20 protein-coding genes, 1 tRNA gene, 2 rRNA genes and 1 pseudogene (1 of these 24 cut by a window edge) are annotated in these 23,989 nt (G+C 37.7%); all 24 read right to left on the reverse strand.

All coding sequences use genetic code 11. The features are described from left to right. Nucleotides 1–864 (reverse strand): 23S ribosomal RNA (locus tag EL097_RS02950); it reaches 2,039 nt to the left of the window's first position. Nucleotides 865–1,025: 161 nt separating this feature from the next. Next, nucleotides 1,026–1,098 (reverse strand) — tRNA-Ala (locus tag EL097_RS02955). Nucleotides 1,099–1,151: 53 nt separating this feature from the next. Beyond that, a 16S ribosomal RNA gene (locus EL097_RS02960) occupies nucleotides 1,152–2,700 on the reverse strand. Together the 16S and 23S rRNA genes with 1 tRNA gene alongside form the textbook arrangement of a ribosomal RNA operon. 462 nt (nucleotides 2,701–3,162) lie before the next feature. Continuing rightward, nucleotides 3,163–4,260 (reverse strand): annotated as a pseudogene (gene tnpC, locus EL097_RS10830) (IS66 family transposase). Then, the gene (locus tag EL097_RS02980; protein ID WP_003043784.1) at nucleotides 4,193–4,420 is read right to left on the reverse strand and encodes an IS66 family transposase; all 228 of its coding nucleotides are present in this window, start codon (nucleotides 4,418–4,420) and stop codon (nucleotides 4,193–4,195) included. The pseudogene tnpC and the gene EL097_RS02980 overlap by 68 nt, the downstream one beginning before the upstream one ends. A gap of 50 nt (nucleotides 4,421–4,470) precedes the next feature. Beyond that, on the reverse strand, nucleotides 4,471–4,821 hold the full coding sequence (tnpB, locus tag EL097_RS02985) for an IS66 family insertion sequence element accessory protein TnpB (protein WP_003043781.1): 351 nt from the start codon (nucleotides 4,819–4,821) through the stop codon (nucleotides 4,471–4,473). Continuing rightward, nucleotides 4,802–4,987 (reverse strand): hypothetical protein, encoded by a 186-nt coding sequence (locus tag EL097_RS02990; protein WP_003043778.1) that lies wholly within the window; start codon nucleotides 4,985–4,987, stop codon nucleotides 4,802–4,804. The genes tnpB and EL097_RS02990 overlap by 20 nt, the downstream gene beginning before the upstream one ends. A 210-nt stretch (nucleotides 4,988–5,197) precedes the next feature. After that, a complete protein-coding gene (locus EL097_RS02995; protein WP_003043775.1) occupies nucleotides 5,198–6,589 on the reverse strand; it encodes an APC family permease in 1,392 nt (463 codons plus the stop codon). 156 nt (nucleotides 6,590–6,745) lie between these two features. Next, nucleotides 6,746–8,725 carry an ATP-dependent zinc metalloprotease FtsH gene (gene ftsH, locus EL097_RS03000; RefSeq protein WP_003043772.1) on the reverse strand — a complete coding sequence of 660 codons (1,980 nt, stop codon included), beginning with the start codon at nucleotides 8,723–8,725 and terminating at the stop codon, nucleotides 6,746–6,748. Between the two features lie 21 nt (nucleotides 8,726–8,746). After that, complete coding sequence (hpt, locus tag EL097_RS03005) at nucleotides 8,747–9,289, reverse strand: hypoxanthine phosphoribosyltransferase (protein ID WP_003043769.1); 543 nt, start codon at nucleotides 9,287–9,289, stop codon at nucleotides 8,747–8,749. A gap of 4 nt (nucleotides 9,290–9,293) precedes the next feature. After that, nucleotides 9,294–10,580 carry a tRNA lysidine(34) synthetase TilS gene (tilS, locus tag EL097_RS03010; RefSeq protein ID WP_003043766.1) on the reverse strand — a complete coding sequence of 429 codons (1,287 nt, stop codon included), beginning with the start codon at nucleotides 10,578–10,580 and terminating at the stop codon, nucleotides 9,294–9,296. Further along, nucleotides 10,577–11,863 carry a serine hydrolase gene (locus EL097_RS03015; RefSeq protein WP_003043761.1) on the reverse strand — a complete coding sequence of 429 codons (1,287 nt, stop codon included), beginning with the start codon at nucleotides 11,861–11,863 and terminating at the stop codon, nucleotides 10,577–10,579. The genes tilS and EL097_RS03015 overlap by 4 nt, the downstream gene beginning before the upstream one ends. 12 nt (nucleotides 11,864–11,875) lie before the next feature. Beyond that, a complete protein-coding gene (locus tag EL097_RS11020; RefSeq protein WP_003043758.1) occupies nucleotides 11,876–11,998 on the reverse strand; it encodes an SP_0009 family protein in 123 nt (40 codons plus the stop codon). Then, nucleotides 11,998–12,369 (reverse strand): FtsB family cell division protein, encoded by a 372-nt coding sequence (locus EL097_RS03020; RefSeq protein WP_003043756.1) that lies wholly within the window; start codon nucleotides 12,367–12,369, stop codon nucleotides 11,998–12,000. Before EL097_RS03020 ends, EL097_RS11020 begins: the two co-directional genes overlap by 1 nt. Continuing rightward, the gene (locus EL097_RS03025; protein ID WP_003043753.1) at nucleotides 12,356–12,628 is read right to left on the reverse strand and encodes an RNA-binding S4 domain-containing protein; all 273 of its coding nucleotides are present in this window, start codon (nucleotides 12,626–12,628) and stop codon (nucleotides 12,356–12,358) included. Before EL097_RS03025 ends, EL097_RS03020 begins: the two co-directional genes overlap by 14 nt. A gap of 34 nt (nucleotides 12,629–12,662) precedes the next feature. Next, nucleotides 12,663–14,168 (reverse strand): oligosaccharide flippase family protein, encoded by a 1,506-nt coding sequence (locus EL097_RS03030; RefSeq protein ID WP_003043750.1) that lies wholly within the window; start codon nucleotides 14,166–14,168, stop codon nucleotides 12,663–12,665. Continuing rightward, nucleotides 14,131–17,631, reverse strand: a complete 3,501-nt coding sequence (gene mfd, locus EL097_RS03035; RefSeq protein ID WP_129544932.1) for a transcription-repair coupling factor — start codon at nucleotides 17,629–17,631, stop codon at nucleotides 14,131–14,133. Before mfd ends, EL097_RS03030 begins: the two co-directional genes overlap by 38 nt. A gap of 2 nt (nucleotides 17,632–17,633) precedes the next feature. Further along, nucleotides 17,634–18,203 (reverse strand): aminoacyl-tRNA hydrolase, encoded by a 570-nt coding sequence (pth, locus tag EL097_RS03040; protein ID WP_003043747.1) that lies wholly within the window; start codon nucleotides 18,201–18,203, stop codon nucleotides 17,634–17,636. 69 nt (nucleotides 18,204–18,272) lie between these two features. Beyond that, nucleotides 18,273–19,388, reverse strand: a complete 1,116-nt coding sequence (gene ychF, locus EL097_RS03045) for a redox-regulated ATPase YchF (RefSeq protein ID WP_003043745.1) — start codon at nucleotides 19,386–19,388, stop codon at nucleotides 18,273–18,275. Between the two features lie 95 nt (nucleotides 19,389–19,483). Continuing rightward, nucleotides 19,484–19,882: a helix-turn-helix domain-containing protein gene (locus tag EL097_RS03050; protein WP_003043743.1), complete on the reverse strand. Its 399-nt coding sequence runs from the start codon at nucleotides 19,880–19,882 to the stop codon at nucleotides 19,484–19,486. Between the two features lie 127 nt (nucleotides 19,883–20,009). Next, nucleotides 20,010–20,201: a DUF951 domain-containing protein gene (locus EL097_RS03055; protein WP_003043741.1), complete on the reverse strand. Its 192-nt coding sequence runs from the start codon at nucleotides 20,199–20,201 to the stop codon at nucleotides 20,010–20,012. 72 nt (nucleotides 20,202–20,273) lie between these two features. Next, on the reverse strand, nucleotides 20,274–21,410 hold the full coding sequence (gene dnaN / locus EL097_RS03060) for a DNA polymerase III subunit beta (RefSeq protein ID WP_003043739.1): 1,137 nt from the start codon (nucleotides 21,408–21,410) through the stop codon (nucleotides 20,274–20,276). A 153-nt stretch (nucleotides 21,411–21,563) separates the two neighbouring features. Further along, entirely contained in the window at nucleotides 21,564–22,919 is a 1,356-nt protein-coding gene (gene dnaA / locus EL097_RS03065; RefSeq protein ID WP_099983154.1) for a chromosomal replication initiator protein DnaA, read from the reverse strand. A 233-nt stretch (nucleotides 22,920–23,152) separates the two neighbouring features. Continuing rightward, nucleotides 23,153–23,920, reverse strand: a complete 768-nt coding sequence (locus EL097_RS03070; RefSeq protein ID WP_003045869.1) for a ParB/RepB/Spo0J family partition protein — start codon at nucleotides 23,918–23,920, stop codon at nucleotides 23,153–23,155. Between the last annotated feature and the right edge of the window lie 69 nt (nucleotides 23,921–23,989).

The following is a 23,989-nucleotide window of genomic DNA, read 5'->3' on the forward strand; positions in this document are numbered from 1 at the left end:
CCTAAAGCTATTTCGGAGAGAACCAGCTATCTCCAAGTTCGTTTGGAATTTCTCCGCTACCCACAAGTCATCCAAGCACTTTTCAACGTGCCCTGGTTCGGTCCTCCAGTGCGTCTTACCGCACCTTCAACCTGCTCATGGGTAGGTCACATGGTTTCGGGTCTACAACATGATACTAAGTCGCCCTATTAAGACTCGGTTTCCCTGCGGCTCCGTCTCTTCAACTTAACCTCGCATCATATCGTAACTCGCCGGTTCATTCTACAAAAGGCACGCTCTCACCCATTAACGGGCTCGAACTTGTTGTAGGCACACGGTTTCAGGTTCTATTTCACTCCCCTCCCGGGGTGCTTTTCACCTTTCCCTCACGGTACTGGTTCACTATCGGTCACTAGAGAGTATTTAGGGTTGGGAGATGGTCCTCCCAGATTCCGACGAGATTTCGCGTGTCTCGCCGTACTCAGGATTCTGCTAGGGCTCAAAAAAATTTTAAATACGAGGCTTTTACTCTCTTTGGCTTACCTTCCCAGGTAATTCTTCTATCCTTTTAAAGTCCCACGTCGCAGTCCTACAACCCCGAAAAGTAAACTTCTCGGTTTGCCCTCCTGCCGTTTCGCTCGCCGCTACTCAGGCAATCGCTTTTGCTTTCTCTTCCTGCAGCTACTTAGATGTTTCAGTTCACTGCGTCTTCCTTCTCATAACCTTAACAGTTATGGATACTAACCATTAGTTAGTGGGTTCCCCCATTCGGACATCTCTGGATCAGCGCTTACTTACAGCTCCCCAAAGCATTTCGTCGTTTGTCACGTCCTTCTTCGGCTTCTAGTGCCAAGGCATCCACCGTGCGCCCTTATTAACTTAACCTTATCTTTTACTAGTATATCTTAACTAGAAAAAACTCTTTAATACTTACAGCGTTTTCGGTTTATTTCTTGTTACTATTCTTACAATCAATTTCTTGATCGTGGAATTTGATATAGATATTCAATTTTCAATGGACAGTTTTTAGGATATCTCTATCCTAATGGAGCCTAGCGGGATCGAACCGCTGACCTCCTGCGTGCAAAGCAGGCGCTCTCCCAGCTGAGCTAAGGCCCCACAAGACCTCTCAAAACTAAATAAGACGTCCCTAACGTGTTCCTTTTCCTTAGAAAGGAGGTGATCCAGCCGCACCTTCCGATACGGCTACCTTGTTACGACTTCACCCCAATCATCTATCCCACCTTAGGCGGCTGGCTCCTAATAGGTTACCTCACCGACTTCGGGTGTTACAAACTCTCGTGGTGTGACGGGCGGTGTGTACAAGGCCCGGGAACGTATTCACCGCGGCGTGCTGATCCGCGATTACTAGCGATTCCGACTTCATGTAGGCGAGTTGCAGCCTACAATCCGAACTGAGATTGGCTTTCAGAGATTAGCTTGCCGTCACCGGCTTGCGACTCGTTGTACCAACCATTGTAGCACGTGTGTAGCCCAGGTCATAAGGGGCATGATGATTTGACGTCATCCCCACCTTCCTCCGGTTTATTACCGGCAGTCTCGCTAGAGTGCCCAACTTAATGATGGCAACTAACAATAGGGGTTGCGCTCGTTGCGGGACTTAACCCAACATCTCACGACACGAGCTGACGACAACCATGCACCACCTGTCACCGATGTACCGAAGTAAAACTCTATCTCTAGAGCGGGCATCGGGATGTCAAGACCTGGTAAGGTTCTTCGCGTTGCTTCGAATTAAACCACATGCTCCACCGCTTGTGCGGGCCCCCGTCAATTCCTTTGAGTTTCAACCTTGCGGTCGTACTCCCCAGGCGGAGTGCTTAATGCGTTAGCTCCGGCACTAAGCCCCGGAAAGGGCCTAACACCTAGCACTCATCGTTTACGGCGTGGACTACCAGGGTATCTAATCCTGTTTGCTCCCCACGCTTTCGAGCCTCAGCGTCAGTTACAGACCAGAGAGCCGCTTTCGCCACCGGTGTTCCTCCATATATCTACGCATTTCACCGCTACACATGGAATTCCACTCTCCCCTTCTGCACTCAAGTTCTCCAGTTTCCAAAGCATACATTGGTTGAGCCAATGCCTTTAACTTCAGACTTAAAGAACCGCCTGCGCTCGCTTTACGCCCAATAAATCCGGACAACGCTCGGGACCTACGTATTACCGCGGCTGCTGGCACGTAGTTAGCCGTCCCTTTCTGGTTAGTTACCGTCACATAATGGGTTTTCCACTCCCATTACCGTTCTTCTCTAACAACAGAGCTTTACGATCCGAAAACCTTCTTCACTCACGCGGCGTTGCTCGGTCAGGGTTCCCCCCATTGCCGAAGATTCCCTACTGCTGCCTCCCGTAGGAGTCTGGGCCGTGTCTCAGTCCCAGTGTGGCCGATCACCCTCTCAGGTCGGCTATGTATCGTCGCCTTGGTGAGCCTTTACCTCACCAACTAGCTAATACAACGCAGGTCCATCTCATAGTGGAGCAGTTGCCCCTTTTAAGTTCTTAACATGTGTTAAGCACTTTTATGCGGTATTAGCTATCGTTTCCAATAGTTATCCCCCGCTATCAGGTAGGTTACCTACGCGTTACTCACCCGTTCGCAACTCCTTAGACTAGTGCAAGCACCTGTCCTCAGCGTTCTACTTGCATGTATTAGGCACGCCGCCAGCGTTCGTCCTGAGCCAGGATCAAACTCTCTTTAATTTCTGTTTGTTCTGTCTCGTCTTTCTGTCGCTGACAGATTTATTTCTCGTTTCTTTGACGGGTAATATGTCTCCATATCACCCTCACGTTTGGTTCGTCTTATTCAGTTCTCAAAGGTCTTGCATCTCTTTCGAGACAACTATTTTATTCTATCAACTTCCTGACCGTTTGTCAACCCTTTTTTTAAAGTTTTTTCAACTGACTCCCTTGCAGATTCATCGCTGACAGCTTTATTAGTATACGATATTTCATACCTACCTGTCAATACTTTTTTACAGTTCTGTTGGAGTTGCTTATCATCTTAATAAATCTATGTTAAAGCCTTCTAATTTCTCCATTTCATTCTTGAAAATCTTCTTATGAAATATGAGCTAGCTAATGTGCCACTATTGAATCGTAACCGTCCAATAACAGGGTATATTGACAACCTCCAAAATTTCCAATTGACTCTGGAGGTTTTGATTATTGACAATTTGTTTGTACTTCTTTAGCCCATGGCAAATAAGCTTCTAGCACTTCTCTTTTTGCGAGAGTTTCTTCATTAGGAAGGTGGTCTAGAAGGTAACTCATATATTTTTCCGAGTTCAGTCCATGTCGCTTAGCCGTTTCAAGCAAACTCATGACGATAGCTGTCACTTTGGCTTCTTCAAAACTTTGAGAAAACAACCAATTTTTTCGGCCCATCACTACAGTAAACAAGTCCTTTACACCCTAGAGAGGTCTTATCAGCCTGCTTCGGGGTGGCCTCAAAGAACTTCCGTCTCACATGTGCCCAACAACCAACAAGCTTGGCATGCTCTAATTGACGATAAGCCCAATGCATATCACAATGCACATAACCTGAGTAATGACCGAGAACCTCTTAGGCAACTAAGCCACTGCGCCTTTTATCATGATGGTAAAGGGTGATCCCTTTCTGTTCATGCTTACCAGACAAAAACGTCCAGTAATAAGCCAGCTGTGTGTCACTTTCAAGAACTCTATAAGAAGTTTCATCCGCATGAATGACCTCTTGACTTAATAAGATGTCACGAAGCAAGTCATAAAGAGGTTCAAAATAATACTGGCTAGCTTGACATGCCAGTTAGCGATTTCCTTGCGACTAATGGACAGTCCTAACTTATTCCAATCCTCTTACTGCCTGTAGTTAGGAACTTTAAGGGTGAACTTTTGATGAATGGTATGGGCAATAATGGAAGCAGAGCCTAGGCTATGAGCTAATGGTGCCTTAGGAACAGGCGCTTTGATGATTTTGTCACTGAGGCTATTATCGCTACACGTTTGGCACTTATAAGCGTGTTGCACATGATTTATACGTTTCAATTGTGCTGGGATAAAGACTAATTCTTGACGTTGAACCACCGAGCCAATTTCTGTCAATGTTCCATGACAATCCAGACAAGTACAGCTGTCACCAATTAATTCGTGGTGAACAAGCTCAGGTTCAAACTGAGCTAGAATAGCTTGACGTCTTCCTTTGATTTTCTTGCGTCTATAAGTAATGGCTTCTGTTTCTACTGGGTAAGTCATCCGCTTCTTCAGGTAATTGGTCCTGATCAAAGAGACTGAGTTGACCGGTCATAGGCATAGCTTTTTCAGAAGATTTCCCATAAATCTTTTGCGTTAAATAAGCCACTTGTTCACGCAGGAGGGCTAGCTCATTGGACATTGTTTCAATAGTTTTGGTTAAACTTTCAATAACTTTATCTTGTGAACTCATGGTCTTCCTACTGATATTTTCTACATTATACCGAAAGAAAAGCCATGAGTTCAATAGAAATCACGACTTTTTGAAATTTTTATGTTAGGACTAATGGAAAATCCCTTCATAAGCCAGTCCACCTGTTCAGCTGTCAAGGATTTGACCTCATCACTATTTCTTGGCCAGGCTAGTTTCCCGTTTTTAAAGTGTTTATAAAGTAACCAGAAACCTTGACCATCCCAGTAAAGCGCTTTGAACCGATCTCGTCGTCCACCACATAAGAGATAAACAGCACCTGAAAAGGGATCTAACTCATGTTGGGATGTGACAAGATAAGCTAGGGAATCAATGCCTTGTCGCATATCTGTTTTTCCACAAACCAGATAAACTTGTCCTAGGTCATTTAGCCGAATAGTCATCGTTCAGTACCTTATCCAAAATGCTTTCCAACAAGTCCTGAGTGAGTGCTTGACATAAACTAAGTTCCAGTTTTCCAAGGCGAACGTTAAGCAAGATATCATTTCTGTTTTTCTTCTCAAATCGACGAGATTGGGGAACTTCCAAAGGAACAATAGGCTGTGACATGTAAATCATCCTCCGATAGACGAGTTTTACTAACAGTATACTGGAGGATTGAGAATCACGGTAGATACCCTGTTATTGGACGCTTACAAAAGAAAACTCGTGAAACACGATAAAATAAGCGTTTCAAGAGTTAATTGAGATCATGATCATTGAATCATTTTAATTTACAGCTTTTAAAAATAGACTTTATCTACGTTCTGAATATAGTTTTTATTTATTTTCTTTTGAATGCTTATAACCATAAGCAATATATACCAAGGCCCCTAAAATAGTTGTAACTGCAAAAGCAATCCAAGTAAAAATCATGTATTGGCTCATAAATGAAGCACAAATGACGATTGCTAAGGCTGGCAAGAAAGGGACTAGAGGGGTTTTAAATTCACCAGTTTTTGGTTTTCCTTCGATTTTTCTAAGTCTAATGATTGCAAATGACATGATAATCAAATAGGCTAAAGTACAAATATTAACAAATTCTGCTAAACTTGCTAACGGAAACAATCCAGCACAAATCATAGCCAGAATACCGACAACGACAGTGGCATTTTTCGGAATTTTACTCTTTTCAGTAAGGACAGAAAGTGATTTTGGTAATAAACCATCTCTACTGATGCTATAAACAGTTCTAGCTAATGCATAAGTCATTGAGATACATACCGTGATAAGGGTTAAAATAGCAACGACTGAAACATAGTCTGCTGCCCAATAAAGACCAACACTTCGTAGAGCAAAAGCAACTGCATCAGGTACATTTAATTTGGTGTAGTGAACAATACCAGTTAGAATTATTGTAACTACTACATACAGTATAGTAACAATCGTCAATGATAGAACGATTCCTTTTGGGATTGTTTTTTGTGGTTCTTTTACTTCGTCAACTGTCATTGAGATCGATTCAAATCCTAAGAAGGCAAAGAACATGACAGAAGCTCCTGCAAATATACCTGATTTTCCTCCATAAATCTGCCCTAATCCGTAAGGAGCAAATTGTGACCAATTGTGGCCATTAATAAAGAAGAGCCCCACGATGATAAATAAGGCTAGTGCTGAGAATTTCAAAAGTACTAAAAAACTATTAAATCTTAAAGCCGCTTTAGAATTCATTAGCACAATACTGGTAACAAAAATCATGACTAGAACAGGTAAGAGATCGATATAAGTCCCATTTTTAGGATTAAAAGTCCCATTTAAAGCATTTGGTAAAGCCAAACCATAATTAGCTAGTAGCCCCTTTAAGTAACTTCCCCATCCAACCGCAACGCTAGACACTGCTGTTAAGAACTCCATGATAATATACCAACCAACAATCCATGCTGGAAATTCACCTAACGTTGCATAAACATAACTATAAGCCCCACCATTAGAAGGAATTCGTGACGCAAATTCTGCATAAAATAAGGCTAAAATCCCAATTGCGATTGCTGAAATGATAATCGAAATCGTTAAGGCAGGTCCAGCATAATTGGCAGCACCAATCCCTGTAATGGTAAAAATCCCTGTTCCGACCATTGAGCCTAGTCCTAAGAAGACTAAATCAGTAACCTTAAGGTGTCTATGCATTTCTGTTTTATTGAGGTCTTTCTTTTTTTTACGAAAAATAGTCATAGTATCACTTTCTATAATAGTAAAGAGTTATATTTACTAAGTTTATCATAGTTAGTAATGATTGTAAATTTCATCTCCATAATTAATTGCAGTTACTCGCTAATTAAAAAGTTAAGCTGAGAGGTCTCAAACTTAACTTTTTTTATATCATCATGATTAGTCAGCAGACTCTGACTCAGCCATTTTATCTTTAATCTCATCATAAGACAAAGCATGCACTTCTTTGTCGTCAGCTTCTGGATCATTTGGCATTTTACCAGTCTCGTAAATTGATTTAATTTGTGCCGCATCCAAGGTTTCGTATTTAAGAAGGGCTTCGGCAATTAATTTATGAATTTCACGGTTTTCATTAATGATATCAGCAGCTTGGTTACGAGCTTGATTTAAGAGCTCACGAACTTCATCATCAATCATCTGTGCTGTTTGTGCCGAGTATGATTTTTCGGGAGATAATTGTCCCGGCATCATGGCATGATTCCCCTCATATTGAACAGGCCCAAGTTTGTCACTCATACCGTATTCTGTAACCATGGCTCTTGCCATCTGAGTAGCTTGTTCAAAGTCATTTGATGCGCCAGTTGTCTGAGCATTGAAAATGATTTCTTCAGCAACACGACCACCCATTAGACCTGCTAACTGTTCTTTCAAATCATTCTTAGACAGAAGCATCTGATCTTCTTTAGGCAGAGCAATCATATAACCACCTGCTCGTCCACGAGGTACAATAGTTACTTTATGAACCACGCGCGCATTGGATAACACTAACCCAACGATAGTATGACCAGCTTCATGATAAGCAACCATTTCGCGTTCTCTTTTCGAAATCGTACGGTCTTTTTTAGAAGGTCCAGCAATCACACGGTCTTCTGCTTCGTCAATATCACTAGCATCAATTTTAATTTTGTTTCGACGAGCAGCAACAAGAGCAGCTTCATTCAAAACATTCTCAAGATCTGCACCTACAAAACCTGGTGTTTGTTGTGCGACAACTTTCAAATTAACGTCATCTGCAAGGGGTTTATTTTTAGCATGAACACGTAAAATCGCTTCACGTCCTTTAACATCAGGACGCCCAACTAGAACCTTACGGTCAAAACGTCCAGGTCTTAGTAAAGCTGGATCTAGAACATCGCTACGGTTGGTTGCAGCAATAACAATAATGTTTTCGTTTCCTTCAAATCCATCCATCTCGATCAATAATTGGTTTAAGGTCTGCTCGCGCTCATCATTGCCGCCACCCATACCAGCACCACGACGACGGCCAACTGCGTCAATTTCGTCAATAAAAATAATAGCACGCTCAGCCTTTTTAGCATCCTCAAATAAGGAACGTACTCGACTAGCACCTACACCAACAAACATTTCAACGAAATCTGAACCTGAAATACTAAAGAATGGTACACCAGCTTCACCAGCTACAGCTTTGGCCAGTAAGGTTTTACCTGTCCCTGGAGGCCCCTCTAAAAGAACACCAGCAGGAATACGCGCACCTAATGCCTTATATTTTTTAGGATTTTTCAAAAAATCAACAACTTCTACAAGTTCTTGTTTTTCTTCCTCGGCACCTGCAACATCGGTAAATCTTACTTTGACATCACCTTTTGCTTGAGATTTTGCTTTATTTTTACCAAAACTCATAGCTCCACGGGCTCCGCCGCCACCTTGATTCATCATCATCATCATGAAAGCAGCGAAAATAACAATCGGTAAGAAACTCATTAAGAAAGTAATCCAAGTACCACTAGAACTTTCTTGTTTGACAGTAATGTCTGTTCCGTTTTTATCAGCAGCCGCTGTCATCTCTTTTAAAATTGAATCACTAGGTAGTACTAAAGCTGAAAACTCTGATACCTGTGTCGTAGCATTGCCACCCAAAAATGATAAACCTGGCTCAGCTGACACCTTTTGAGGTTTCTCATATTTACCTTTAACCTCAATAATACTACCACTAGGCTGATAACTTAGAGATTTAATATCCCCTGCTTTAAGATGTTTGATTAATTTTGAATAACTAATCTGTTGACTTTGTGTACTTGTTCCTTTGAGATAAAATTGAAATCCTGTGATAACAATAATAATCATCAATATATAGATAAAGGAGTTTTTAACAAAACCATTATTTTTATTATTTTTCATACAGTAATTAATGACCTTTTTCTATTTTGAATAGACTTCTTCTTTTAAGACACCTACATAAGGAAGGTTACGATAATTTTCAGCATAATCCAAACCAAAGCCTACAATAAACTCGTTTGGCACATCGTAACAAATATAGTCTGCCTCAATATCTACAACGCGACCTTCTGGCTTATCAAAAAGCGTTGCAATTTTAATAGTATTCGCTTTACGATACTTAAACATATCACGTAAGTATTTTAGGGTACGACCAGTGTCGATAATATCTTCAACAAAAATAATATCTCTACCTTCAACATTGGTATCCACGTCTTTTAAAATCTTTACTTCACCACTACTAGTGGTACCACCATGATAACTTGAAACGACCATAAAATCAATTTCAACATGGGTATCAATATGTTTCATTAATTCAGCCATAAAAGGAACTGAGCCTTTCAATACCCCAACCATCAAAGGATTTTTCCCTTGATAATCCTTTGTTAATTGTTCTCCTAGTTCTTTTGTTTTTTGAATAATTTCTTCTTCAGAGTAAAGAATTTTTTGAATATCTTGCTCGAGCATGCTGTCACCTTTTTTCTAATTTATCAATATACAGTTTAGCCAACATTATATCATGTTTACAAGCTTTTCTCAAATAAGTTTTATCACCTATTAGCACAAAAATAATCTTTCCTTCCTGCTCTCCGATAATAGCCTTTTGTCGATCTGCTATACTGAATTTACCATCTATGAAAAGACGTCTTAATTTTTTGGAGAAATGACCAAAAGAAATACGATCTCCTTTTTGCCGTTTTCGAAGAGTGATAGGGGATAAATGATATAAAGGGATACCTATCTGGTTTGGAGGTTGACTATCTTCTTCTGTAAATCTAAAACGATAATCTCTATATTGAAGAACATTATTGTATTTTAACACTTTTTCTACTTCAATAAACTCAGTCTCAGGAAGGATTTTATCAATTTTAAATGACAGTTGGTCCAGTAAAAGATAATAACCACTTTTTAGTGGGTAATAACCTTGCTTAGCTGTTTGAATAAGATGTAGCAACTGCTTAAACTGAGATTTTTTGACGTGTAAATCTGGGAAATTTTCCAAATAATTCTGCAAGAGAAAATACTGTACTGAGATGGGTTGGTTATGAAATTCTACTAAATTAGTGACAGTGATTTTGCTTGTCAAAGCTGTAAAGGCTTGGAACAATAAGTTGTTTTCGAACGCTAGTTGGTTAAGCCCTTGTACAAATTGAGGATTTTCTTGATTTAATAAAGGCAAATAGTTTTTTCGAATCCGATTCCTCAAAAAATCTGTTTTCTCGTTTGAAGTATCTTCAAAGTGAAAAATTTTTGGCAAGTCAGTTTTTGAAAAAGATAAAAAAGGTCTTATAAGTTGTCCAGTTCCAAATGATTGAACGCTTTTTATACCCGATAAATGCCTTAAACGACTACCTCTAATAAGTCGCATCATAATAGTTTCTGCCTGGTCATCTAAGTGATGAGCCGTAACTAAAGCTGAATACCCTTCTCTTTTCATAATTTTTTGAAAGAATTTGTAGCGCCAGTCACGCGCAGCTTTTTCTGAAAATTTTCCTTCAAAATACGATATATAAATGGGAATATTGTGATCCTGGGCCCATGCTCGTAAATAAGTTTCCTCCATGTCTGATTCAGCCCTTTGTTTATGATTAACATGGGCAATTCCAATCCTAATTTGGAAATTCTCTTGATAAAGGTGCAAAAAGTGCAGTAAATTCATTGAATCTACTCCACCAGATACAGCTATTAAAACACGGTGATGCTTGTCAAAATAAGCTTGTTTTTGAATCTCATTGTAAATTTCTTGATAAGTCATCATTTTAGAATACCATAAACATCATCTGCAATAGCTGTAATGTCATCATAGGTAGCTTGATCTGTAAAAATAGACAAGACAAATGGAGTTTCCCCGTAAATGATAGCGACATCATGTTTATAATCATAAGCGTCACCGATTTTATGAGCCACAGGAACAGTAATATTTTTTGAAATACGTTCTTGATCAAATGCTGTATCGGAAAGATAGGAAATAATCTGACCTTTTTGATAATAGATAGCCTCCATCATATTGGCAGCAGCACGGGAAGATAATAACCGTTTTTCCATATCCCAATTGCTTCCTGATAAGGCTTTTATTTCTGATTGGAAAGCTTGATCATACTGATGACATAGGTAGTACCCTAAAATATTAGTGGCCACATTGTCCGATTGTTGCGCAACTGCTTTTAAAAGCGTGCCAACTTTATAATCATCCTTATCAGCTTTTTTACTAATTTTACCACTTCCTGACGGGTCATAATCCCCATAAAAGTGATTAACATCATCAATGTATTTCAGTGATTTGTTTTCTGTTAGTTTGTGTTCTTGAATTTGTTTTTGAACACTATAAAGCGGTGCTAACTTGGAAATACTGGCTGCGTACATCTGTTTATCAGCATTAATACCGGCGCTGGCTTGTGTATCAAGTTGCTTTACAAAAATAGAATAATTACTTTTATTGTATTTTTGAGATAGCATTTCCTGAACTTTTTGCATGCGATTGTCAAAACGAGATAAATCATCTTGGGATACCCAGCCTTTATAATCAATGAGATAATAAATCCCATGCTCTGTTTGTGCCATTTGGCTAGCATGAACTTTTTGAGCAACAGTAAACGGAGATGGGAGTTCCTGTGTTCCTAATACATAAGGCGCTGAATAAAGAGTCATTTGTTTTTGCGTCCAAAAAGTGAGATCAGTATCTACTTGATTAAGGATGATATCCTCATAAATCACACGTCGATTAGCTTCAAGATAGGTTCCATCTGATAACTCAAAAATAGGAACTGTCTGTTTATTGATGACAAGTGATTTGATTTCTAATTTATGATTAGGTTCTAAAGATTTTGCAGGCAGTGTCAACTCAGGGTCCGTATAAACTGTCGTTGTTTGATAAAGATTTGGGTTGATAGGAAGCTGATGATAATAAGTTGTTGATTGAACAACATCTTGACGTAATTGGTAAAGAGTTGCTTTTGAAAACTGATTTGTCTTTTCCGTGCTAATAACTGTCAAAGGAGTCAAGAAAAAGGTCATTAACATAGCTGCTAATAATTTTTTCATGTTTGCTCCTTTCTAAATCATTTCGATATACTTATTTTCTTCTTTAAGCTTCTGGTTTTCTTTTTCTAGCTCTGCTAATTTCTCATCAGAAAAAGCTAGAAATGTTTCAATTTTTTTTACAATATTGTCCATCATTATTTTGGTAATAACCCTGGAATCGGGTAAATGATTTCTCCTTCTCGTGATAAATAGTATTTAGCTCTAGCATACTTTTTGACGAAGTCATCATTTTTTAACTGCTCAGCCAATTTCTTCTCACTCTTTGTACTTTTTTCCAACGCTTTATATTCTTTTTGTAATTTGATAACCTGCTTATTTTGTTTCTCAAAACCCACATAGCTTTTGACAAGGTTATAAGCTGGTAAAATAAACAAAAACATCATACTAACAAGAATCCATCCCATAAAACGATTTCGTTTTTGAATCTCTTCTTCTTCAAAGCGCTTTTTTAGGTTTTCCTCGTTGATGTAGTGATTGTTTAATTGAACAATGCTAGGATTCTTCATTGGCTTCTATCCTTGTTTCACTGAGAATATCATACATGCTAAGGGCATCTTCTTTTTTTGTACTATCTTTCAGCTCAAGAACACGCACGGTTAACAGTTTATTTCCAAATCGAATTTCAATTTCATCATTGAGTTTCAAATCCGTCGAACTTTTAGCTAGAATGCCATTGACTTTAATACGTCCCTTATCAGCAACTTCTTTTGCGACTGGACGACGTTTTATAATACGTGATACTTTTAAATATTTATCTAGTCTCATGATTTACCTCGCAATCTTCTCTATTTTATCATTTTTATTCCTTAAATGGTAGAAAAGACCATAGTTTCTCATCAAACACATGGCTTTTTCGACACGTCACCCAAAAGCTAACAAAGCCAACTCCCGTTGATAATAACAAATTTATCAGAGCGCCTAGTCTGCCTTGAAAAGGCAACATAGCTTGACAGACAGTGATTAAAGACACCATTAAAAGTACTGTTAGCCAAAATTTGCCATTACAAATAAAAGTCCACTTCATTGGCATTGACAAAATATAACAGCTAAATACTACAAACAAAGGAATTACAGTTGACAAAGAACTCCCTACAATGCCGTAGTGATATGTTAACAAAGGTGTCAATCCTAATTTACAGGCTAACCCTATCAATAAAATAGCGAGTGATTGACCTACTCGATTTTCAATAAAACATTTTTGATGAAAAAACTGAATAGTACTGGATAAAATAATGGTGAGGAGGTAACACACTAATGCCAGCCATCCCTTATTATCTTGAAATAAAACACGATTCATCAAATGCAAAATACTCATAAAACCAGCGGTCAAAGTCACATTGAAATAAAAGAGAAATGCCAAAAAGTCTTGATTTTGAGTCTGATAAGCTTTTTGATTATAATGATATAACTGGGTCAACTTAGGCAAATAACTGGTAAACAAGGCCGTTGAAAAAATTAATCCAAATTGAATAAGGGGTTGCCCTCTGTCAAAAATTCCTTTACTGATTTCAGCTAATTGATTAGAATAACCAGCATTGACTAAACTATTCTTAACAAATAGAGAATCTAGTAACTGAAACAGCAGTAAATAAATGGAAAAAAGAATGAAAACAAAACTTGATTGGCCTAGCTGACGGCAATCTCCTAATGAGAAAGAAAATTGTTTTACATACTGTCTTAAGGAAAAAGAACTATGTTTTGCCAAGTAAGCTAAAACAATTCCACTAGCTACTAAATTACCACTAGCAGCCACCGTAGCAGTCCTATAAATTGACCAATCAAAACGGACATAACAGATAGCTGCTAGCATAATAATGGCAACACGGATAATTTGTTCAAGTATTTGGCTAATAGCAGTTGGTCCCATATTTAAATCTGCCTGTGCTAAGCCTCGATAAAAAGAGATAAAAGGGACTGTTAATAATATAAGACTAGTTAAGTAAATGGCTGTTCCTAATTTGGGAGCTCCCATCCATTCGGCAATTTGCTGATGTCCAAGGAAAAAAACAAGAGAAAGTCCCAAACTAGCCAATAATTGTAACTTCATAAAAGCTGTCAGTTGAACTTCATCTTTTTTTTGTGATAGGCTAGCAACAAGATTTGGTAAAGCCGTCAAGCTAAGCGCAGAAATAATAGCAAGAAAAGGGTAAACTTGCTGATAGGCATAAAATCCCCTGTCTCCTACTAAATTCTGATAAGGGATGCGGTAAATAGCAGCCAAAATTTTTGATGCCAAACCACTGACAGTAATCAAAAGACTCGCTTGTTTAAGAAGATGAGGCTGCTTTTCTAAATTTAATCTCACTAAGGCTTTCTCCAAATAACATCAATTCTTCTAAAATCGTGTAATCTTTTTGATGACGAACATCAAAAACAATATCAATTTTACCATGATATTCACTGATTTTTGCTTTTAAATGTGTTTTTGATAAGGCTTCAAAATAATCTTGTGTCAAGAAATAATGTAAAGAAGTATTTTCAAACCTAACAGTTACTTGATTATTTTTTCGTTCAAGTAATTCTGCAAAAGCATTGTCCATGTAATATTTTAACAGACCAATTTCCAGCAAATAAGCCACTTGATCAGGATACTCACCAAACCGGTCCATTATTTCATCTTGGAGGTTGAGGTAATCTTCCTTAGATTCCATTTCTCGAATACGTTTGTAAATATCAATTTTTTGGTGCTCATCTGCAATGTAATCAGCTGGCAAATAGGCATCAATCTGAAGATTGATTTCAGCATTACCTTTTTGACGAATAGTCGTTTTTCCTTGCTTAGTTGCAATAGCCTGTTCCAATAATTGAGAATACATCTCAAATCCGACAGAATCAATAAAACCACTCTGAGATGCCCCTAAAATATTACCTGCTCCTCGGATAGATAGATCTCGCATAGCAATCTTAAATCCTGAACCTAGCTCGGTAAAGCCTTTGATTGCTTCTAAACGTTTTTCTGACACCTCTGTTAGAACCTTATCTGGACGGTACATAAGGTAGGCATAGGCAATACGATTACTTCTTCCTACACGACCTCTAAGTTGATACAAGGTTGACAGTCCCATGTGATCAGCATTTTCAATAAACAAAGTATTTACATTAGAAATATCAACCCCTGTTTCAATAATTGTCGTTGCAACAAGCACATCATAATCCCCATTAATAAAGTCTATTAGAGTATTTTCTAGTTGAATTTCACTCATTTGCCCATGAACAAAACCGATAGAAGCTTCCGGAACTAATTCTTTTAGATCTGCAACCTTCTTGTCAATCGTATCAACTTTATTGTAAACGTAGAAAACTTGTCCACCACGATCCATTTCACGAATAATAGCTTCTCTAACGAGACCTGGATTATTTTCCAAAACATAGGTTTGAACAGGGTAACGATTGGTTGGTGGTGTTTCAATGACAGATAAATCTCTAATTCCAAGCATTGACATGTGTAAGGTTCGAGGAATCGGAGTCGCTGTCAATGTCAAGACATCAACCTTGGTTTTCAATTCTTTTAGCGTTTCTTTATGTTTAACGCCAAATCGTTGTTCCTCGTCAATCACAATCAATCCTAAATCTGAGAAAACCACATCTTTTGATAAGAGTCTATGGGTTCCAATAATAATATCAATTTGACCTTTTCGAACACGTTCTAGCGTTTCAGCCTGCTCTTTTTTACTACGGAAACGACTTAGGACATCTATTTCGACAGGGTAATTTTCAAAGCGAGCCTTGAAATTTTCATAGTGCTGCTGGGCCAAGACTGTGGTTGGAACTAAGACAGCTACTTGTTTGTGGTCATTCACCGCTTTAAAGGCTGCTCTCATAGCTACTTCTGTTTTACCAAATCCAACATCGCCTACCAGCAAACGATCCATTGGCTGTGTGCTTTCCATATCAGCTTTAATTTCTTTAATGGACCTAATTTGATCCTCCGTTTCCACAAAAGCAAAATCATCATCAAAAGCTCGTTGCAACTCATCGTCTGGTGAAAATGAAAATCCTTTTTGCTGACTTCTTTCAGCATATAATTTTAGAAGGTCATCAGCAATATCTTCTACTTGCTTAGCGACCTTTTTCTTTGTCTTTTGAAAACGACCATCATTGAGTTTATTAATTTTAGGTTCTTTTCCATCAGCAGAAACATATTTTGATAAGCTGCTAATTTGATCAACTGGTAAAGAAATGCGATCAGAGTTTTGATACTGAATGGTCACATAATCTCTATGAATTCCCTGAATCTGAATCGTTTCGATTCCAAGAAATCGGCCAATACCATGGACATTATGAACCACATAATCGCCTGCAGCCAATTCATTATAATCCTTTAAACGCTCCGCATTACTGATATTAGTACGTCTAAGACGGCGTTTGATTTTTTTATGATAGATTTCATGCTCTGTTATTAGAGCTAATTTCTCATCTGCAAAATAAAAGCCACTAGAAATAGTCCCAATCATCATCTGTGATTCACGTGAAACAATCTGATCAGCACTCACTAAAGGAAGGTGGAAGCCATAGTCTTGAAAGGATTTTTGAAGGCGTTCATAAGCCTGCTGAGACTCAACTTGAACAATAACTGTAGCTTGATTTTTTTGATACCGTTTAATCTCATCAATTAGCAACGGAAATTGATTGAAAAATTCCTGCATGGCATATTGGGTCAGTTGATACAACTGATCAAATTTAATATTACCGAGACCCTTGTGAAAGTTTGAAAAGAAAGTAGCTGGCTTATAATGACGAAAATCGCGATAGTTATCCGCAAAATAGTGAAGATTAGAGAGAGCTTTACCCTGCTGTAAATCTTCTGTCAAGAGGTTAGCAACTTCTAAATCAAATCTTGCGTTTTTATCCACTAATTTTTGAAAATCATCGAAAAAGAGAGGAGTTCCTTTTGGGATATAATCTAATAAGGTCCATTCTTTTTCGTAAAACAGAGATTGAAATTTGCGAATGTCTGAGTGCTTAAACCCATCTTTTGAAACAGCTAATAAATCTTCTAAATAGGCTTTTTTCTCAGTTTTTGCCGTCTTTAGAGCCTCCTCAAGGTGTTCAATTCCTCTCTGAAAATCACTAACTTCAAAAATAAGATCACTAGCTGGGTAAACCAATAACTCTTCTACTTGTTCAAATGACGTTTGAGTTTCTGGATTAAATTTTCTGATACCATCAATATCATCACCAAAAAATTCCAATCGATAAGGAAGTTCTTGCGTTATCTCATAAATATCAAGAATATCACCTCGGCGACTAAATTCTCCAGGGCTAATAACTTGTGACACTTTTTGATAACCAATAGTAATAAGCTGTTTGGTCAGAGTATCACTATCATATTCTTGTCCCACCTTAAGGCTTACTTGGCTTCTTTCAAAAACCTTGGGATTAGGTAATAAGGTTCTTAACCCTGACAGACTAACCAGTAAAATTCCTCTAGTCTTAGGATCTAATAAAAATTGCAGAGCTTCTATCCTTGACAATGTCTTATCCATTGAAGCAAAAATAAATTCCGCAGCTGCTACGTCATCCGAAAAGAATTGAAAAACAAGTTCTTCACCAAGTAGCTCGGATAAGTCACTAGATAATTTTTCAACCTCATTTTGTGTTGAAGTGACAATAACTAGTTTTTCTTGATAATCCAAGTAAGCTGACGCCATAGCTATTGCTTTACTTGAACCTGACAGTCCCATTACTAACTGCCTTCCTAAGGTAGTCAACTCGGAATGCCAAGCTTGGATTTTCTTGTTCTGACTAACTAATTCTAAAATATTCATGATTACCCGTTAAATTTTTGCATTGTTTTTTCAAAATCATTCTCTTGTAAATAAAAATTGACAGCATTGACAACCCTGTCAAGGGTTAAAGAGATAACAATATTATCTTCAGTATTGAATTGCCCCATCACATGGTTAATAACAGTCATACCTTTTAATGGTCGTCCAATACCTACTTTAATTCGGTTAAACTCCTGCGTACCAATATGAGCAATAATCGACTTAATACCATTATGTCCTCCTGCTGAACCTTTACTACGTAAGCGTAATTTACCAACTTCCATATCCAAATCATCGTAAATAACAATTAAGTCTTCCACTGAGATATTATAGTAGGTTAATAATGCTTTTACTGCTATGCCACTATTATTCATAAAAGTTGTTGGTTTTACAAAATAAACTTTTTCGTGATTAATAAAGGTACTTCCTATTTGCGCTTTAAAATTTTTATCCTCTGTAAAGGTAACGTCAAGATTATTGACAATCTTGTCAACAGCCATAAAGCCTATATTATGTTTTGTTTTTTCATATTTAGAGCCTGGGTTTCCCAGACCAACAATCATTTTTACCATATTTTCTCTTTCTAGAATGCCAAAAGGGCTGGAATCTTCTTCCAACCTTCTGATATTATTTTAGTGTGACTACACATTAAATCTGAATTCCATGATGTCACCATCTTGGACGATATACTCTTTTCCTTCTTCACGCAAGCGTCCTGCTTCTTTAACTGCTTTTTCTGATCCATAAGCCATTAAATCGTCATAAGACATAGTTACTGCACGGATAAATCCTCTCTCAAAGTCAGAGTGAATAATACCAGCAGCCTGCGGCGCTTTGATTCCACGTTTAAATGTCCAAGCACGGACTTCCTTTTCACCGGCTGTAAAATAGGTTCCAAGACCAAGTAAATGGTAGGCAGCACGCGTTAATTTATCAACGCCAGACTCTGTTAAACCGATGGCTTCTAAGAATTCTGTCTTATCGTCATCGTCCAATTCTGAGATTTCTTCCTCCGCACGCGCTGAAATCACAACTACTTCTGCATTTTCAGTAGCCGCAAAGTCACGAATTTGTTTGACATAATCAATATCGCCTGGATCAGCAACTTTGTCTTCATCAACATTAGCCACATAGAGGACTGGTTTTGTTGTTAATAGAAATAATTGCTTGACAATACGCTGTTCTTCTTCTGTAAACGCAATCGTTCGAGCAGACTTACCATCTTCTAAGACAGGTTTGATTTTTTCAAGAACAGCAAATTCGGCCACGGAATCTTTATCTTTTTGGGTACGAGCCATTTTTTCAACACGCGCATAACGTTTATTGATAGACTCTAAGTCAGCCAAAATCAATTCAAGATTGATGGTCTCAATATCAGCCATTGGATCCACGAAAGCAGCCTCACGACCTTGTTCACGCATAACATTTTCATCATCAAAAGCACGAACCACGTGAACAATAGCATCCACTTCACGGATATTGGCCAAGAATTTATTACCTAAACCTTCCCCTCTAGATGCTCCTTTAACAATACCCGCAATATCAGTAAATTCAAATGTAGTTGGAATTGTCTTTTTAGGCGTAATAAGCTCTGTTAATTTTTGCAGACGTTCATCTGGTACTTCAACCATTCCCACATTAGGATCGATAGTTGCAAAAGGATAGTTAGCAGCCTCTGCTCCTGCTTTTGTAATTGCATTAAATAAAGTTGATTTACCAACATTAGGTAAGCCCACAATACCTGCTGTTAAAGCCATATTTACTAAGTCTCCGTTCAAAATTTCAATCACAACTATTATAGCATAAATGTATCTAAAAAAGCCTACCATGAAGCCGTAGACTCTTTATTTTTTTAGAAAAAAGCTGAAATCCATATCAAAATAATTGGAATGAAAAAAATATACCACCAAAGTTCTGATAATAAAGCAAGCAAAATCGTGAGGCCATCTCGTTTCTCATACTTGCCAGTTTCAGGATTTAAAACAAACTCTTTCCCCTTTAAAAGATTTAAATTATCTTCATCATTTTTATTTTTTATCGATTCGTCAATCGGTTCACCTAAGACCAATTCATCTAGTGATACTTCTAAAATCTCTGCTAATCTCACCACATGATCTAAATCTGGTGTCGCATCTCCATTTTCCCATTTTGAGATAGCTTGTCGAGAAATGAAAAGTTGTTCAGCTAAGGCAACTTGTGACAAATTCTTGTTTAACCGGTATTTCTTTAATTGTCTGGCAAATACTGACATTTTCTTTGTCTACCTCTCTCTTAGTAGCTTTATTATAACATCTGACTTCAAACAGAGTCCAGCACTTATAGAGGCAACCAATGGTTGCGAGCCATTCTCAACAATGTATCCCTAAAGCTTTTTAAGGTTACAACACTTTTTTTAATTTTCGTTCAAAATCGAACCGGCTCATCATAACAATATGATCACAATTGATACATTGAATCTTAATATCGGCTCCCAATCTGATAATTTTCCACTCATTGGCTTTTTTTCCTGTTGCTTTTACTGTACAGGCATGCGGTTTTTTCATTTCAACTAGTGATCCCAATTGGTACATAACTTTCCTCACTTATCTTAGTTGCTATGTCTTATGATAACAAAAAAAGCTCCCAGATGGGAAGCTTTTCTCTTAGTTAGTACGGACTGGGGTGATTAACTGGATAAAACTTTCTTCATCATCACCTGGTGTCAAGGTAAATGGTCGTACTGGTGACAAGAAATGAATTTTAACTGTTTCACTCTTGATAGCTTTTAGAGATTCAATAAGATAAGTTGGATTGAAACTAATAGTCAAATCACTACCAGATTGGCTAACAATATCCAAATCTTCGTTTACTTTACCAACTTCTGGAGAATTAACATGAGCTGAAATATGATGTTGAGTAATTTCAAGTTTAACGGTACCATTTTGAGTGGCATTTGAAATCAAAAAGGCACGTTCCATAGCATGGCGAAGCGATTGTGTATTGAAAACAACCTCTGTTTCAAAGTCTGTCATTAATAAACGATCTGTGTCAGGATAATTTCCTTCCAAGAGACGTGTGTAAAAAGAAATGTGATCACTTCTGAATAAAATCTGACTTGACGAGAAGAAAACCTCAACGGTTTCAATATCATCTGTGAATACCGCAGAGAACTCTCTCAATGATTTACTTGGAATAACCACATCAAAGTCTGTTGAGGTATTATCTAAGGTAATAACACGTTGACTCATACGGTGTGAGTCCGTTGCAACAGCTTTGAAATCTTTATGATTGCTTAAAACAATATGTACTCCTGTTAAAATAGGACGACTTTCTTGCAAACTAGCCGCAAAAGCTGTCTCAGCAATAATCGATTTCAATACTTTTGTTTTGAGAACCAAAGGATTTTCTGTTGAGACTTCTTGGAGACGAGGATATTGTTCTACGTCTTTTCCTTTTAGAGTAATTTCTGATTTGCCACTGGTTAGAACAACTTGGTGCTGCTCAATTTCTTTAAACTCCAAACTCACATCTGGCAAGCTTGAAATGATATTAATAAAGAAATTAGCTTCTAAAAGAATAGAGCCAGGAGACGTAATTAACAAGCCAGCATTATCATTGCTAACAGGAATGGTATTTTCAATTGAGATTTGACCATTAGAGCCTATTAAGGTAATATCTGACGGGCTAACATCGATTTTTATGGTAGAAAGGATAGGAATAGCATTTTTACTGCTAATAGCACGTTTAGTCGCATTTAAAGCTTGAATGAATAAGGTACGATTTATGGAAAATTGAATCATGAGGACTCCTTTATCTATAAGTATAATATTTAGTAGTAGTAGTAGGTCTTGTGTATATCGTGGATAAGTTCACGAATCCCATTTATCATGGACAAAAGAGATTGTTCACAACTTGTGGATAAGTTGTGGTCAACCTAGGGACTTTTCCACAAGTTATTTTATTTTATTTTTGATGGTCTCAATTTCAATGCGAAGACTTTCATCCTGACTAATCATATTTTTGATTTTATTGTAGGCATGAAGGACTGTTGAATGGTCTCTGCCTCCAAATTCTTTCCCAATTTTAGGTAGGCTGTTATCAGTCATTTCACGCGCTAAGAACATGGCAACTTGCCTTGCTAAAACAATATCCTGTGTTCGTTTCGTAGCCTTAATTTCTTTGACGGTAACACCGTAAAATTTTCCAACTTGCGTTTGAATTTCTTCAATGGGAATAACCGTCATTTTAGGACCATCTTGCTTTCTGGCGCGAATAGCTTCAGCAGCAATGTCAACGGTAATCGTGTCAATTTGTTTGAAATTAGCAACCAGACTAATATCTTTTAAGGCACCTTCTAAATCTCTGACATTAGAATCAAATTGTCCAGCTAAATATTCAATGGTGTCTTGAGGGAAAATAAAGTTATATTCTTGAATCTTATTGGTTAAGATGGCCACACGAGTCTCAAAATCAGGTGGGGTAATGTTAACTGTCAATCCCCATTTGAAGCGAGTTACTAATCGATCTTCTAAATCATTGAGATGATCTGGTGTCCGATCGCTGGTTAGGACAATTTGTTTGTTATTATTATGGAGAGCGTTGAAGGTATTAAAGAATTCTTCTTGTGTCCCAGAGAGCGTTTTTTTAGCCAAAGATTGGATATCATCGATAAGGAGTAAATCTAGATTACGAAATTTTTCTTTCAATTCATCCATGGTATCAAGGCGAATATGAATAACAAATTCATTAATAAAGTTTTCAGCTGTGATGTACTTGATGCGAGCATTTGGATTTTCCAAAAGTACAGAATTGCCAATGGCATTCAATAGGTGAGTTTTTCCAAGACCAGGCCCTCCCCAAATAAATAAAGGGTTATAAGTTGTTCCAGGCGTATTAGCTACTGCTATTGAGGCTGCAACAGCCCAACGATTCTCATCACCTTGAATAAAATTTTCAAAACTATATTTAGGGTTTAAATCTGAAGTGACAGCAGGTAGAGGAGTTACCACTTGCTGCTGGTAGTTTTGATTTGCTGAGACTTGGTTCTGTTCAATAATCAGATCTTCTTCAAAAACATAGTCAACGGCAATTTGGGCATTATAAACTTCAAAACCAGCTGTTAGAATCACATCTTTGAGGTTTTTTTCCCAAAAAAGTTCCTTCATTTGATCTAAGTAAATGGTTGCGACATGATTGTCAACTTTTAATAAGCGTGCATCATGAACAAAAAATTCATACGTTGCCTGTTTTAACTGGCTTTGAGCTAACTCCAAGATCCTATTCCAAAAAATTTGTTCATTTTCAGTCATACGTGGTTCCTTCTTGTGGATAATTCTAGGACTATTCTATCATAAATCATTCTAGTTTTCCACAAATCCTAGAAGAAGAGTTGCACTTACCCACAGCTTGTGGAAAGAGAGTTCACAGTGTGAATGATACTTTTCCACAAGCTGTGGAAAACAAAAAGATAGCTGAGAATAAAGGGGTCTTGGCTAATTTTTTTTGTGGAAAAGTAAAGCTAAAAAAACAGACTATCAACAAGCTAAAGTAACTTGTTGATAATTCTGTTTAGTTCATCTTCATTAGCAAAAGGTAATTGCAAGTGGCCAGTCTGATGTGATATCAACTTAATAGTTGCTTTTAAGCCAAGAGATTTGGCGAGTTGTTTTTCTAAAGAAGTGACAAAAATATCCTTGTCATTTTTTGATTTTTTTGGTTTCGGAGTAACCAATTGTTCAATTTGTCGAACACTCATGCCTTCATTTTTGATTTTAGTGGCATATAGTAATTGTTCTTTTTCATTAGAAAAAGCCAATAAGGCTCGCGCGTGACCAGCACTAATGTCCCCATTTTCTACGGCTCTCTGGATAGAATCTGGTAGTTGTAACAAGCGCAAGGTATTGCTAATATAGGGTCTGGATTTCCCCATATATTTGGCAACCTCTTCATGAGTCATCTTATTTTTGTCAATAAGTAACTGGTAGGCTTTGGCTTCTTCGATGGCATTTAGGTCAGCTCGTTGTAAATTTTCAACAATGGCTTGTTGCATGCTTTCAAGTGCTGATATTGTTTTGACAATAGCTGGTACTTTGGTTAGTCCTGCTATTTTTGAAGCTTTAAATCGTCGTTCTCCAGCGACTAGTTCATAACCAAAAATATCAGATTTTCGAACGATAATAGGTTGAATAAGTCCATTTGCTTTGATTGACCTTGCTAAGTCTTCAAGCTCTTTTTGATTAAATTGAAGTCTTGGCTGATAGGGATTTGCCACAATATCTTCAATGGGAATTTGTATCAATAATTCTGTCATAAACCTCTCTCAACGGCTAAGATTAATGCTAACAATACCAATGTAAAGCAGCCTTCTGGGCTGCTTTAC

The organism is Streptococcus canis, assembly GCF_900636575.1.
Taxonomy (GTDB): domain Bacteria; phylum Bacillota; class Bacilli; order Lactobacillales; family Streptococcaceae; genus Streptococcus; species Streptococcus canis.

Excerpts from the sequence above, each read along its gene's own strand:
- EL097_RS02980 (WP_003043784.1), bottom strand. The coding sequence starts at position 4,420 with ATGAGTTCACAAGATAAAGTTATTGAAAGTTTAACCAAAACTATTGAA.
- EL097_RS11020 (WP_003043758.1), bottom strand. The coding sequence starts at position 11,998 with ATGATGGACAATATTGTAAAAAAAATTGAAACATTTCTAGCTTTTTCT.
- EL097_RS02990 (WP_003043778.1), bottom strand. The coding sequence starts at position 4,987 with ATGTCACAGCCTATTGTTCCTTTGGAAGTTCCCCAATCTCGTCGATTT.
- EL097_RS03025 (WP_003043753.1), bottom strand. The coding sequence starts at position 12,628 with ATGAGACTAGATAAATATTTAAAAGTATCACGTATTATAAAACGTCGT.
- hpt (WP_003043769.1), bottom strand. The coding sequence starts at position 9,289 with ATGCTCGAGCAAGATATTCAAAAAATTCTTTACTCTGAAGAAGAAATT.
- EL097_RS03050 (WP_003043743.1), bottom strand. The coding sequence starts at position 19,882 with ATGTCAGTATTTGCCAGACAATTAAAGAAATACCGGTTAAACAAGAAT.
- EL097_RS03015 (WP_003043761.1), bottom strand. The coding sequence starts at position 11,863 with ATGAAAAAATTATTAGCAGCTATGTTAATGACCTTTTTCTTGACTCCT.
- EL097_RS03055 (WP_003043741.1), bottom strand. The coding sequence starts at position 20,201 with ATGTACCAATTGGGATCACTAGTTGAAATGAAAAAACCGCATGCCTGT.
- pth (WP_003043747.1), bottom strand. The coding sequence starts at position 18,203 with ATGGTAAAAATGATTGTTGGTCTGGGAAACCCAGGCTCTAAATATGAA.
- ftsH (WP_003043772.1), bottom strand. The coding sequence starts at position 8,725 with ATGAAAAATAATAAAAATAATGGTTTTGTTAAAAACTCCTTTATCTAT.
- EL097_RS02995 (WP_003043775.1), bottom strand. The coding sequence starts at position 6,589 with ATGACTATTTTTCGTAAAAAAAAGAAAGACCTCAATAAAACAGAAATG.
- tilS (WP_003043766.1), bottom strand. The coding sequence starts at position 10,580 with ATGATGACTTATCAAGAAATTTACAATGAGATTCAAAAACAAGCTTAT.
- EL097_RS03070 (WP_003045869.1), bottom strand. The coding sequence starts at position 23,920 with ATGACAGAATTATTGATACAAATTCCCATTGAAGATATTGTGGCAAAT.
- tnpB (WP_003043781.1), bottom strand. The coding sequence starts at position 4,821 with ATGACTATTCGGCTAAATGACCTAGGACAAGTTTATCTGGTTTGTGGA.
- dnaN (WP_003043739.1), bottom strand. The coding sequence starts at position 21,410 with ATGATTCAATTTTCCATAAATCGTACCTTATTCATTCAAGCTTTAAAT.
- dnaA (WP_099983154.1), bottom strand. The coding sequence starts at position 22,919 with ATGACTGAAAATGAACAAATTTTTTGGAATAGGATCTTGGAGTTAGCT.
- ychF (WP_003043745.1), bottom strand. The coding sequence starts at position 19,388 with ATGGCTTTAACAGCAGGTATTGTGGGCTTACCTAATGTTGGTAAATCA.
- EL097_RS03020 (WP_003043756.1), bottom strand. The coding sequence starts at position 12,369 with ATGAAGAATCCTAGCATTGTTCAATTAAACAATCACTACATCAACGAG.
- mfd (WP_129544932.1), bottom strand. The coding sequence starts at position 17,631 with ATGAATATTTTAGAATTAGTTAGTCAGAACAAGAAAATCCAAGCTTGG.